Below are 13,042 nucleotides of genomic sequence, written 5' to 3' on the forward strand. Positions count from 1 at the left end.
TACTCACTTCATATTTTGATTTGATTTTCTAACTGCTTGGTTTTTGATTCAACCCCTATGTCCAAACGCGTTCAAAAACTTTTATACCGGATACAACTTGCACACCTTACAAAAGGTTTGAATGATGAAACTGCCCGTGCCTTACGAGTGAATGCGACCTTCCAAGTGGTAATGTTTTTATTACCAACTCTTCTTGTTCCCGTCATCATCTTCACGGAACCAAAAGAGACCCATCTCACATCTTTTATATCCTACTTTTTACTCGTGATTCCTTTAGGTTTTGCTCGATTTTTACTCTATCGCGGAAAGTTTACTCTAAGTGCTGTCATCACTTTACTCACTAGTAATTTTCATATTCTATGTCTTACGTATTTCCAAGCAGATGATCCCGCACCCTTGGGATTTTTACTCTTTTCCATTATACCCTTTATCATGATTCCGAGAAAAAACAGATATATTCGTATTTTCTTTGTTAGCTTGTCTTCATCTTTATTTTTAGGATCAATGTTTTATTATCGAGTAATGGGCGGAGAAGGACTCTATGGTCCACCAAAATGGGTAGTACCAGCTGATTATCTAATGCCTCCACTCGTTATGGTTGTTTTCTTTTTTATACTTTTAATCAATCAATTTGTAAAAGCAGTAAACCAAGCAGAAGACAAACTCATTGCAGAAAATTATAAATCTGAAAGTTTATTGTTAAATATTTTACCTGTGGATGTCGCAAGAGAATTAAAACAGAATGGAGTCAGTAAACCAAAACATTTTAGGTCTGCTACAGTTTGTTTTACTGATTTTGAAGGATTTACTAAAATTGCAGAGACATTATCACCGACAGAACTTGTAGAGGAATTGGATCGGTGTTTTTCCTATTTTGATAGCCTTATGGAACGCCACAATTTGGAAAAACTCAAAACCATAGGTGATAGTTATATGTTTGTTGGTGGAATACCCAAACCAAACAAAACTCATGCTATTGATTGTGTCCTTGCCGCATTGGAAATCCAAGCCTTTATGAACCAAATGAAGGAAATCAAAGAAGGTCAAGGATTCCCGTATTGGCAACTTCGACTGGGAATCCATTCTGGAGAACTCATCGCTGGTGTGATTGGTGATAAAAAATTCGCATACGATGTTTGGAGTGATACTGTCAATACAGCAAGTCGGTGTGAATCTTCTGGAATGACAGGGAAAATCAATATTTCAGCTGAAACATATGCTTTGGTGAAGGATTTTTTCCAGTGTGAATACCGAGGAGAAATCCCTGCCAAACACAAAGGTCAAATCCAAATGTATTTTGTGGAAGGATTACTTCCCGAATTACAAAGGGAAGGACATCCCAAAATTCCAAACCAAGAGTTTATCAATCGATACAAAACTCTCGCAGATAAATCCTAAGACAAAATCATTTCTCTTTGGATTTACCTTTGTGGTGTGAGTTTAGAATCCTTGTGCTTTTAAATCTGCTTCCATCATAATTTTCACAAGTTCTTTGAACTTTACTTTTGGTTCCCAACCTAATTGGCGTTTTGCTTTCTCAGGATTTCCAATGAGTAGTTCTACTTCAGTTGGTCGGTAGTACTTTGGATCAATTTTGACAAGGACTTGGCCAGTTTTTTTGTCCTTTCCAATTTCGTTATCTTCCTTTCCTTCCCAAACCACTTCATAACCAGCAATTTTGTAAGACTCTTCAATGAATTCACGGACTGTGTGAGTTTCATTGGTAGCCACAACATAATCATCTGGTTTCTCTTTTTGTAACATCATCCACATCATCTCAACGTAGTCAGGAGCATAACCCCAGTCACGTTTTGAATCAATGTTACCCATAGTAATAAAAGGAAGTTTGCCTGCTTTGACTGCTGAAACACCAAGAGTGATTTTTCTCGTTACGAAGGTTTCTCCACGTCTTGGAGATTCGTGATTGAATAAAATTCCATTTGATGCATGCAAGTTGTACGCTTCTCTGTAGTTCACAACTGCCCAATATGCATACAATTTTGCGACTGCATAAGGGGATCGTGGATAAAATGGTGTTTTTTCTGTCTGTGGAACTTCTTGCACAAGTCCATACAATTCAGATGTTGATGCTTGGTAGAATCTTGAGTTAATGCCTGTTTGTTTGATTGCATCTAATATTCTCAATGTTCCAACCGCATCCACTTCTGCTGTGTATTCAGGGACTTCGAAAGACACTTGAACATGGGACTGAGCAGCTAAATTGTAAATTTCCGATGGTTGGATTTTTTCAAGAATACGATTGAGATTGGAAGAATCAGTGAGATCCCCATAATGCAAATGGAGTTTTGGGTTTCCATGGAGGTGTTCAATGCGATTCCGATTGAATAAACTCGTTCTGCGGACGATACCATGGACTTCGTATCCTTTTTGTAAGAGGAGTTCTGCTAGGTAGGAACCATCTTGGCCTGTGATTCCTGTGATAAGTGCTTTTTTCATAGATCAGTGAACAGTTTTTCAAAATTCTTTCGAAAGAAAAGGAAAAATGGAGAAAGTCTGGCGAATAATCTCAAATTTCCCACCAAAACAAACCATTCCAAATTCGAGTTCGGGGGATACGAAACCAAACTTCCAATGAATTTGGACTGGGATTGTGTAAAATGGGCAGGTTAGAAACAAAACTGCCCAAAATGGGGACGGTTCAAAACAAGTCTTCGATGATTTTAGCCTTTTTCGTTGTGAGTAAAAAAGGTCGTCCAAAGGAATTGGTAAGTTCTCCCTCTGGATCCACTCCACTTGCTTTGTAAATGGTTGCGATGAGATCTCTTAGATGAACGGCTTCATTTGGTTTTGTTGGTTTGGCACCCAGTTCATCCGTTTCTCCAAAAACAAATCCTTTGTCAATGGGACCACCTCCTAAAAGAGTGGACCACACTTTGGGATGGTGATCACGTCCATCTCTTGATCCAACATCCGGTGTCCTTCCAAACTCACTGGTTAATACGAATAATGTTTGTTTTATGAGGCCAGTTTGGTTTAGGTCTTCGAGAAGAGCAGCAATTCCCATATCGGTTTCTTTCATTATTTTTGTGATTTGAGCTTTGTTACCTGTATGCGTGTCCCAACCTCCAATCGAAATGTGGATGAAGGGAACTTCTTGTTTGGCAAGGCGTTTCGCAAGTAACATTGCCTTTCCTTGCCAGGTAGTTCCGTAACGTGCTTTGGTTTTTTCGTCTTCTAAACTAATTCGAAAACTATCAATGTCTTTTGAATTTCGAAATTCTTCTGCTGCCATTAACATTTTTTTCCAATGTTTTGTTTCCTTCGATGGATACGTTTTAGAAAATTCATCGTTCATAAAGGAAACTAAGTCTTTTCTTCGTAAAAGCCTTTCATCAGAATATTTACCATACGAAGGATTTAAATGTTGGATGGGTTCATCCACATTTCCCACATGATAACCTGAATAATTGATTCCTAAAAATCCAGAATTTCCATTTTTGCCACCTCGACCACCAATCGACACATAACTTGGGAAATACGAAGATTTAAGCTTTGATTTTTTAGCATAGGCAATCACAGATCCAAAATGTGGAATGTCAGGGAAACCCATCGCTTCCGTCATTCGGTATCCTGTTCCAAGTAACATTTGTGCAAATCCATGGTCTCCATCTTCACTCCATGTGGATCTGATGATGCCTATCGAATGGAGTTGTTTTGCAGTGAGAGAAAATGGTTCGAGTAAAGAGAGACCTGAGATAATGGATGGCACTTTGGAAAAAGCACTATTTGGTTTTGGATCCAAGGTATCTACATGGCTCATCCCACCCATCATCTCTATAAAGATCACTGATTTTACCTTTGAAGGAAGAGTTATGGATTCAGGTTCTTTTTCATCTTCATCAGCATGAAGGGAAACAAATGGATTTTGGGATAAAAGAAACGATCCCATTCCAAGACTCAACATTGTTTTTGTTAAAAATTCTTTGCGATCCATTATGGTTCCTTAATTGATATGTTGGAATTCTTGACTATTTAAAAGAGCCCAAAAGAGATCTTGTAACAAATCTTTGTCGAAAACTGTATCTGGTTTCGTTTGGTAGGATTTTATTTTTTCAATTTCCCCTTTTGTAGGGAAACGACCTAACAATCGAAAGTATAAATTTTGAATCACGAGGTTCATCGATTTTGACTGATCAAATTCGGCTTTCACAAGGGATTGGTTATTGCCAAAATCCCAAACTAGTTTTCCAACCACACGACCATTCATTAAGGTTAACATCTGTTCGATCGTAAGTTCAGAAATGTCATCAGATATATCAACTCTTTGTCCAGAACCAAACACGGCAAGGATGGAATGATAGGGAGCTGGCCTTTCAACTTCCACTGCATTTGCAATTTCTTTTGGATTGTCTAAAGGAATCCGAATGGTACCAACACCTGTTAAATCATATGGTTTTTGACCCATGAGATTGGTCAAAAAGGAAAGATTTCGTTCTCTGATATTCCCTACCTTTTGTAAGTCAGAAACTCGGATGAGAGAGTTAAGGAGTTGGTCACTGTCCAATCGTTTTGGAGTAAAAAATTGGATTGGATCATCCTTTCCTGATTGGCTAGTGACACTTCGCATATAGGCATTGGAAGTAACGATGTACAATACCAATTCTTTTAGTTTTAGTTTGTTTGCTAAAAAGTATGCGTCCAAATGGTTTAGAATTTCTTCTCCTTGGACAACTGTATCTTCATTCCAATCATCAAGTGGTGTAAAAAAACTCCATCCCATGAGTTCAGTCCACACCCGGTTAATGATTACCTTGCGGAATCTATCATTCGATTTGTCTGTTAACCATGATGCAAAAACCTTTCTTCGATCTTCACCTGGTTTTAGGATCGCTTCCTTACCATCTAAAAATTTAGGTCTTACTAAATCTCCTCCAGGAGCATCATCAGTATGGGGGAAACGAAGGCCCAACTTAGGTTCGAAATACAAAGTAGCATATTCTAGTTCGTATTTTTTTTGGTAGTCTTTCCTTTGTTCATCGGTCCATTTGTTCCAATTGTCTCGGTTCCATTCATTATTTTTATCTTGGAGGTTTTTTTGTTCCTCCATTGGCAAATGAACTTCTAACTCTCTTGGAACATAACTGACTGTTTTTCCATATCGATTGGCTTCCCAACTACCATCCCGAAAGTATTGCTGGCTAAAAAATGCTGCGAGTGCATAATAATCTCTTCTCGTAAAATCGGAAATATAGGGATGGTCATGGCACCTCGCACATGCCACTCGTTTTGCATAAAATAATCTACCAACATACTCTGCTGTTTGTAACGGGTCTGCTCCATCACGAATGTAAAAGATAGTAGCAGGAGATTCTTTCACTGAACCAGTGGAAAGGAACATTTCTGTTACCAACTGGTCGTATGGTTTATTGGCATGAATGGAATTGGCTAAGTATTGGAAAAACGTTCCGGTTGGGATTTTTCTCCCTTTGGATTTATCACGGAACATGGCCGCAAATTGATTCCCCCAATATTCCGCAAATTCTGGCTGTTTTAAAAAACGAACTGCATATGATTCTAATGTTTCCTCTTTAGAATTTTCTAATTCACTCCATTCCGATACATTGGGAATCACTCCACGTAAATGAAGAGATAATCGACGGAAGATTGTTTTTTTGTCCGCCTTTTCTATATTAGGTGATATTTTGGAATACAGTTGATCTAAAGGATGAACTGCATTCTGTTTTGAACGTGAAAAAACATAACTCAAAGATCCAACTAGGAACAACACGGATAGAATGAGTAGAACGTAATTTCGGATTGGAAGGAATACCATTCTCATATGGCAAAGATTCTATGTTGGATTTTGTGAATTGAAAATATTTTTCTTGCAAAAGTCAATTTTTTCCGGATAAACCTTGGTTGCGATGGCAGAAGAAAAAATCTATGAAATGCTTTGGGACTGTGAATTTTGCGGTTCTAAAAAGTTACTGGGAAAAACACATAGGCACTGTCCTAATTGTGGAGCCACTCAAGACCCAAACCGAAGGTACTTTCCTAAGGAAGAAGACAAAGTTGCCGTCCAAGACCATATCTATTATGGTGCCGATAAAGTTTGTCCGTTTTGCCAAACTGCCAATGGAGCCAAGGCAACCTTTTGTGGGAATTGTGGTGGTTCATTAGATGGAGCTCAAAATGTAAAACTTCGTTCCGAACACGATGGTGTCACAGAAGACTCTGTGCAAAAAGCAAAAGAAGATTTGGCATTCCAAAATTCTGATTGGGTCAAACCACATCCCAAAACACCAAAATGGGTTCTTTGGATGCTTGGTTCTATTTTGTTTGGTGGCATCGGTTTTGTTTGTTTGGGTATTTTATGGACAGAAAAAGTCGAACTCCAAGTCACCCACCATGAGTGGTCCCGCACCATTGCCATAGACCAATTCAAACCTGTATCGGAATCAGCTTGGTGTGATTCGATGCCAATGGGAGCCTATAGTGTTTCCAGAAGTCGACAGATCCGTAGTTATGATAGTATCCCTGATGGTGAAGATTGCCGTACAGTTCGTACGGATAAGGGTGATGGTACATTTTCCGAAAGTGAAAGTTGTACAACTAAGTATCGAAAAGAACCTGTTTATGATTATCATTGTAGTTACCAGATTGATAAATGGGCCTTCGATCGAAATGCAGTGACAAAAGGATTTGGTACAACACAGGAACCATATTGGCCAACACCACAAATCAAAGAATGTGCTAGTACTTCCATCGGTTGTGAACGGCTTGGAAAAAAGGAAGAGAAGTATTTGGTCTATTTTGTCGAATCCAGCGGGGAAACCAAAGGTGAAAAACACGATTGTGAGTATGATATGGCAAAATGGAAATCAGTTCTACCTAAAGCACAATACCAAACAGAAAAAAGTGTCATTTTTAATTATATCACTTGCGACAGCATACAGATGTTAGATGAAAATGGAGCAGAGGAATAAAATGGACCAAACTTGGTTAAAAACGACATTAGAACGGTTTAAGAATGAACAAGATCCGATTCGAAAATTTTTAAAAGAAACAAAACTATTTGAAGAGGCTCTTGCAAACCAAGAGTTTGAAAAAACAGATTTACTGATCCGAAAGGAACTAGCTGGTTTACTCACAACATTCAAAGAAAGTTTTCGTAAACTAGAAGAAGGTTTTGTTCAAAAAGCTCAAATCCAAAACATCGGTAAAACCAATCCCGCAACAACTTTACTTGATCGTATCATCATGAAAGTGACTTCTGCTGGTTATGGTCTGAACGGACTTGGGACAGGAGTGCAAGCAACTTCTGCAGAAATTGAAAAAGTTCTCAATCACGACTTTTCGATGTTGGAAAAAGTTGGAGTTTTACAAAAAGAAATTTTAGAAACGTTACCAACCTCATTTGCCACTAATCCAGAAGCAGCGATTGAATCGATAAACAAACTCTTACTCGATTTTGAATCACAATTCGAAGCAAGAAACTCAATCTTTTTAAAATCATAAAATAAGGAACAAAACATGGCACTAATAGACAGAATTAAATTTGAAGGAAATCCAAGTGAAATCGTTTGGAAATACCCATCTGATGAAATCAGTACGGCTGGACAACTTGTAGTCGATGAAAACCTAGAAGCAATTTTTTTCAAAGAAGGAAAGGCTTTAGATACATTTGGACCAGGAACTCATACCTTAAAAACAGGGAATATTCCCATTTTGGAAGCTCTCGTCAATCTTCCGTTTGGTGGCAAAACACCCTTTACAGCAGAAGTATATTATGTAAACAAATCCATCATGGCCTTAAAGTGGGGAACCACCACACCAATTCCACTTGAAGATCCAAAATATAAAATTGTTCTCAATATACGGGCGTTTGGTGACTATAAATTCCGTATCAAAGATTCAAGGTCATTTTTGCTGAATGTGGTGAAAGGTGGAAATCGAACAACCAATGAAGCCATTGATGAATTTTTAAAACCAAATATCGTACGTGGGATTGGTGATTTTATCTCTGAAGTTATTTTGAATAATAATACCTCTGTTGTGGAAATCAACAAATACCGTGATGAAAGTTCGACTGCTGGCCGAGTGAAACTGGCACCCGAATTTGAAAAGTATGGGATTGATCTTACAGAATTTAATGTATCTTCGGTAAACTTTGACCAAAATGATCCTAACTACCAACGAATCCAAAAAATCATCACTGATAAATTTGAAATTGATATGTTAGGTGATAAGTACCAACAGAAAAAAATGTTCGATATTGGACAAGCTGCTGCAGAAAACGAGGGCCAAGGTGGTGGTGCCATGGGTGCAGGAATGGGCATGGGAATGGGAATGAACATGGGCCAAATGATGGGCAATATGATGAACCAAGGTGGACAAAACCAAGCCGGTGGTGCACAAGCTGCCAATGACCCTGCGGCAAGGATAGCCAAACTCAAAGGATTACTTGACCAAGGTCTTATCAGTGCCGAAGAATTTGAGGCAAAGAAAAAGGAGATTCTTTCGTCCTTGTAATTCTAAAAAATTCCTAACATTCGAGTTTCCAATCCTACCAAACTTTCCGCAAGAATTCTGTTAGGTGGGATTGGAAATTAACTCCAAACTTACGAAAACAATTGTTTGATTTCTGCTAAGTTTGCCTCAGCTTCTCTTTCCCCTTTGTCGATGATCTCTTGGTAACGAGCAAAATCAAATAACTGAAATTCTTCTAAATGGAAATGAACAAATAAATCCATCTTGGGACGTTTGAGTCGAGTGATCTCTCTTCCCTCTAATGTGATGGTCCTTGTCATAATCTGTAAAATGGGTGGGTATTTTAAAGTATCCCAAATGTAACGGAAAAAACCTTTTTCAGTGGTATTACGGTCTTCAAACAGTTTCACAGGGACAATTTCCTGTAATGGAGAGACGTTAATTCCCATGACAACATCAGCACCTTTGGAACGTATGAGATTTTCAGGGACATTATTGATCATTCCTCCATCGACTAACAACTTTTCGCCGAGTCGGTAAGGAGGGAATGCTCCTGGTAAACTCATAGCACTTGTAAGAGCTTCTGTAATTGGACCTTGGTCAAAGATATGTTCTTTTCCTGTTTGTAAATCGACTGCAGAAGTTGCAAACGGAAGTGGAAGTTCTTCTATCCTTTGGTCTCCAAAACCTTTTTTTAGCATTCGTTTCATACGTTTGCCTTTAAAAAAAGCAACAACTGGAAGTGTAGGATCAAATGCACTTTCAAGACCACCAAAGAAATTTTTTATCATCTCTTCGATTTCTTCAGGGCTATTTTTTCTTGCATACAATGCAGCAATCACAGCTCCCATGGAAGCACCCGACACAAAATCAAAATGGATACCTTCTCTATGTAATACTTTAAGAAGTCCCACGTGTGCAAGAGCTCTCGCACCTCCACCACCTAACGAAAGTCCTCTAGTTTTTGATACTAAATAACGCGCGAGTGTATCTTTTTGGTAAAATGTTTTGAGACTTTGGTCTTGTGGTAGGTAACTTTTACGTACTCCACTTTCCATCATACGAATGGCACGACCTTCAAAATTACGAATCCTACTTTTCCAAAATTGAATGATCTCTTCTTTTTCTTTGTAAAACTTTTCGGGTTCATCTTCCCAAAAAACTAAAAAGTCTGACTGAACCACTAAGTAGTGTAAGTCGACTCTTGAAGTGGATTCGTCAAAGTAGATATGAAGAAGTGGTGTTTTATTTCTTAAATTGGTGAGGTATTCAGAAATTTGAGTGGGGTCCATCCCCTTAAAAGTTGAAATCGGAATAGCAGAAGAAAGTTTTTTAGTCACTTCTCCGTACTCATCCAAAAAGGATTTTACCTTTTCACCAAAATGGTATTCTGGTTCTAAAGGAATATGAACACATAACCTTCGTAAGCCTGTAAATTTATCTTTGGAATTAGATCGGTCTAAATTTTCGCGCATCCTTGTTCCCATCATTTGGATGATGTTTTGGGCAAAGATTTTTTCCTGAGAAGCTAATTGGAGAAACAATTTACCATTTAACACGTACACAAGTGTATCAATAACAGCAATGGCGGAAGTAGAATGATTGGAGCTAGAGATAAGTGAGTTTTCAGCTAAGACTTGGCCTGAACCTACATACACATGTGACTGGCCACCAACATTTTCTAAAAGAATTTCACCATACCTTACGATGTAAATGGATTCCGAAGACTCTCCCTTGTAGTAGAGAGCTTCATGACTTCGGATGAGTTTTTCTTGGACATTGTTGGCAAGCCTTGTCAAAACAGATGTGGGAAGTTTTTTGAAAAGCTCCACAGACTTTAAAAATTTCTGTATCGCTTGACGCTCTAATTCTGTTCGTTTCATTCTTCCCTCACCTTATTAAATTCGTATACTTACCCACTCCTTTCTACGAAATTTTCCGACAAAAAGCACTGCCATGAGTAAAATCCAAATAAAAAACGCAGACCAGATCCCAATTGTTCCCCATGCTAGGACAATCCCGAATAAATAAGCGAGTGGCAACATGATGAGAAAGGAAACGATCAAATACACATACATCACATAGTACATCATCCCAGCACTCCTAAGTGCCGACCCGACGACCATATGATACGCATCACCGACTTGGATGAGAGCCACAATGCACAATGCAGGGTAAGCTTCTTTCATAACTGCAGGAACATCGGTAAACAAACTGATGAGCCAAGGCCCAGCTAAGATAAAAAAGAGACCCATACTTCCCATCACGATTGCAGAGAAAGTAGCTGAACGCATGGTACCTTCGTAAGCCAAACGAACTTTCCCTTGGCCCATGGCTTGGCCAAGAATTGTAGTCGCTGCAATTCCAAATGAAAAACCTGGCATAAAAGACAAACTAAGACAGGTTAACACAACACTCGCCGAAGCTAGTGTTGTTGTGCTGATCATTCCAGCGATTTTATAAAAACCAGAGAATGCAAAGTTAACGAGTGTTCCTTCCAATGCTGGTGCAAAACCAACCACACAAAGTTCTTTTAAAATTTCGTAACTTGGTGAAAATATTTGATAACGAAAGAACTTGATTACGTCCTTTCGAAAGAAATAAAAAATAACGACGAGAAGAGCCGGCACAGAACTCAAACTAGATGCAATCGCCGCTCCTTTGACTCCCATTGCAGGGAATCCCCAGTTTCCAAAGATGAGTAACCAGTTAAAAAAAATATTCGTAACAGCTGCTACGATTGAGGATATCATCCCAACTTGTACGATTCCAATTCCGTCAAAAAATCCGCGTAAAGCGAATCCAACAAAAAATAATACAGTTCCGAGAAATCGATAGGATAAATAAACACCAGCAACTTCAATCACTTCAGGATCGTCTCCAATCCAAGCCATTAAATTAGGCGCATAGATGTAACCGAAATATGATAATAACGAACCTAAAACCAATGATAAGTAAACTGAATTGACTAGGGTAATTCCAACCCCTCTTTCATTTTTCTCGCCAAATCTTCGTGCTACGATGATCTGAACAGCCATGGAACCACCCATGAGAAAAGCAAAGATGGAAAAGTACACCATACCACCAAATCCAACCGAAGCAAGAGGCACTTCCCCTAACTTACCTACCATAGCAGTATCCGCTACCATAATGGCTGTATAACTGATCATTCCAAAAAAAACAGGGATTGCTAAACTTAGAATTTTCTGATTGAGTCTAGTTGGCTTCAAGATGCGTCTAATTTTGTGAAGCATAGTTTTGTCATTTTTATATGTATATCGATCTACACAACCACCTTTATGGATGTTTACCCCCTGAAACATTGTTTCGAATTGGAAAAAATAATCCAAACCCAAGATGGCATCTATACCTAGAGTCATACGAAAAAGCTTATGGAATTAAAATTCGTCCCTCTACATTCTTTGATGATTATTCGGACATAAAAGAATTTTCAAAACTATACCATTTTAAAGAAAAAGCCCCATTTTTGCATTTCCAAGCAAAGTTTAATCTGATCATCGCCTTAGTAAAGTTTGATGAAAGGGAAATTACAGAAGTCTCTCATGATGTAGTATACTCAAATAGTTTAGAAGACGTAAGTTATGCTGAATATCGATTGATGTTTGGAAAAGAAGAACCAAAAGAAAGTTTTTATACCAAACTAATGGCTTCACTTGAAGGACTGAAAAAAGGAGAAGAGTCAGCAAAAAAAGCAGGAAAACCAATCCAAGCAAAACTTGTGATGTCATTACACCGAGACTTAAATTTTGAACGGCACTATGATTGGATGAAAAACTGGATGGAAAAAGAATCTCTCGTTCGGGATGGACTTGTGGGGATTGACTTCTGTCATATTGAAGAAGGTTTTCCACCTAAAGATAAACGATCTTTTTTTCATTCGGTAAACAAAGACAACAAAGCAGAACCAAAAACTGCGTTGTCCATCCTCTACCACGTAGGCGAAAGTTTTCGAGACAAAACTCCTTTCTCTGCCGTACGTTGGATCATCGAATCGGCTGAAAATGGCGCACATCGACTTGGACATGCTCTTGCACTTGGTATTGATTCTGATTATTTTTTAGGAGAGGAACGCACAGAACTTGTTTCAGAAGCAAAAGACCAAATAGAATACGAACTGATGTATTATGACGAAATTACCACCTATGGTCCGTTTTATGCCAAAGAAGAACTAGAACTAAAACGAAAAGAAATCAAAACTAAACCTGATACAGAAATACTGACCATTCCTTTTGATGAAACACAGTCCCAATACCTTCACACCTTCCAAAACTATGCGATGTCAAAAATAGCAAAAACAAATGTTGTGATCGAATGTTGCCCTTCTTCAAATTTATACATAGGTATGTTAGAATCCCATATCGATCATCCAATCACGCGGTTCTTACAAAACGATGTCAAAATCACCATTGGATCAGATGATCCCGGATTATTTGGTACAACGATGGAAGAGGAATACCAACATGCGCATACGGCAGGAGTCTCAGAAAAGGACTTGGAGTTGATACGTTCTGTCTCATTGGATTACCGTTCCACCAAACTTTCTGGGCGTGATTTGGATTGACCCTCACAA

10 protein-coding genes are annotated in these 13,042 nt (G+C 38.5%); 5 read left to right on the top strand and 5 right to left on the bottom strand.

The window, feature by feature from the left end; genetic code table 11:
* The first annotated feature begins 57 nt into the window (after window positions 1-57).
* Entirely contained in the window at window positions 58-1,398 is a 1,341-nt protein-coding gene (locus CH354_RS04350; RefSeq protein ID WP_100766300.1) for an adenylate/guanylate cyclase domain-containing protein, read from the top strand.
* 42 nt (window positions 1,399-1,440) lie between these two features.
* Here the strand turns inward: CH354_RS04350 and gmd are convergent, their stop codons facing one another.
* From gmd to CH354_RS04365, 3 genes are all read right to left on the bottom strand, one after another.
* Entirely contained in the window at window positions 1,441-2,457 is a 1,017-nt protein-coding gene (gmd, locus tag CH354_RS04355) for a GDP-mannose 4,6-dehydratase (RefSeq protein WP_100725525.1), read from the bottom strand.
* Window positions 2,458-2,659: 202 nt separating this feature from the next.
* On the bottom strand, window positions 2,660-3,955 hold the full coding sequence (locus CH354_RS04360; protein WP_100725526.1) for a DUF1501 domain-containing protein: 1,296 nt from the start codon (window positions 3,953-3,955) through the stop codon (window positions 2,660-2,662).
* A gap of 9 nt (window positions 3,956-3,964) precedes the next feature.
* On the bottom strand, window positions 3,965-5,800 hold the full coding sequence (locus CH354_RS04365) for a DUF1553 domain-containing protein (protein WP_100725527.1): 1,836 nt from the start codon (window positions 5,798-5,800) through the stop codon (window positions 3,965-3,967).
* A 76-nt stretch (window positions 5,801-5,876) separates the two neighbouring features.
* Here CH354_RS04365 and CH354_RS04370 point away from each other — a divergent pair, with 76 nt between their 5' ends.
* The 3 genes from CH354_RS04370 to CH354_RS04380 are packed head-to-tail and all read left to right on the top strand — an operon-like array spanning window position 5,877 to window position 8,493.
* A complete protein-coding gene (locus CH354_RS04370; protein ID WP_100725528.1) occupies window positions 5,877-6,947 on the top strand; it encodes a zinc ribbon domain-containing protein in 1,071 nt (356 codons plus the stop codon).
* Window position 6,948: 1 nt separating this feature from the next.
* Window positions 6,949-7,479: an LIMLP_15305 family protein gene (locus CH354_RS04375; protein ID WP_100725529.1), complete on the top strand. Its 531-nt coding sequence runs from the start codon at window positions 6,949-6,951 to the stop codon at window positions 7,477-7,479.
* 15 nt (window positions 7,480-7,494) lie between these two features.
* Window positions 7,495-8,493: an SPFH domain-containing protein gene (locus CH354_RS04380; RefSeq protein ID WP_100716247.1), complete on the top strand. Its 999-nt coding sequence runs from the start codon at window positions 7,495-7,497 to the stop codon at window positions 8,491-8,493.
* An 89-nt stretch (window positions 8,494-8,582) separates the two neighbouring features.
* Here the strand turns inward: CH354_RS04380 and CH354_RS04385 are convergent, their stop codons facing one another.
* Both CH354_RS04385 and CH354_RS04390 read right to left on the bottom strand, forming a co-directional pair.
* Window positions 8,583-10,334, bottom strand: coding sequence for a patatin-like phospholipase family protein (locus CH354_RS04385; protein WP_100716246.1), 1,752 nt, complete (start codon window positions 10,332-10,334; stop codon window positions 8,583-8,585).
* Between the two features lie 15 nt (window positions 10,335-10,349).
* Window positions 10,350-11,681 carry an MATE family efflux transporter gene (locus CH354_RS04390; protein WP_243395957.1) on the bottom strand — a complete coding sequence of 444 codons (1,332 nt, stop codon included), beginning with the start codon at window positions 11,679-11,681 and terminating at the stop codon, window positions 10,350-10,352.
* Between the two features lie 41 nt (window positions 11,682-11,722).
* On the opposite strand from CH354_RS04390, the gene CH354_RS04395 reads away from it, so the two are divergent.
* Window positions 11,723-13,033: an amidohydrolase family protein gene (locus tag CH354_RS04395; RefSeq protein WP_100725531.1), complete on the top strand. Its 1,311-nt coding sequence runs from the start codon at window positions 11,723-11,725 to the stop codon at window positions 13,031-13,033.
* Window positions 13,034-13,042 lie beyond the last annotated feature (9 nt).

Origin of the sequence: Leptospira levettii, assembly GCF_002812085.1 — a bacterium.
In the GTDB taxonomy this organism is placed as follows: domain Bacteria; phylum Spirochaetota; class Leptospiria; order Leptospirales; family Leptospiraceae; genus Leptospira_A; species Leptospira_A levettii.

What these genes read in the sequence shown, in the direction of transcription:
- gmd (WP_100725525.1), bottom strand. Translation starts at nt 2,457, where the DNA reads ATGAAAAAAGCACTTATCACAGGAATCACAGGCCAAGATGGTTCCTAC.
- CH354_RS04365 (WP_100725527.1), bottom strand. Translation starts at nt 5,800, where the DNA reads ATGAGAATGGTATTCCTTCCAATCCGAAATTACGTTCTACTCATTCTA.
- CH354_RS04375 (WP_100725529.1), top strand. Translation starts at nt 6,949, where the DNA reads ATGGACCAAACTTGGTTAAAAACGACATTAGAACGGTTTAAGAATGAA.
- CH354_RS04385 (WP_100716246.1), bottom strand. Translation starts at nt 10,334, where the DNA reads ATGAAACGAACAGAATTAGAGCGTCAAGCGATACAGAAATTTTTAAAG.
- CH354_RS04380 (WP_100716247.1), top strand. Translation starts at nt 7,495, where the DNA reads ATGGCACTAATAGACAGAATTAAATTTGAAGGAAATCCAAGTGAAATC.
- CH354_RS04350 (WP_100766300.1), top strand. Translation starts at nt 58, where the DNA reads ATGTCCAAACGCGTTCAAAAACTTTTATACCGGATACAACTTGCACAC.
- CH354_RS04360 (WP_100725526.1), bottom strand. Translation starts at nt 3,955, where the DNA reads ATGGATCGCAAAGAATTTTTAACAAAAACAATGTTGAGTCTTGGAATG.
- CH354_RS04395 (WP_100725531.1), top strand. Translation starts at nt 11,723, where the DNA reads ATGTATATCGATCTACACAACCACCTTTATGGATGTTTACCCCCTGAA.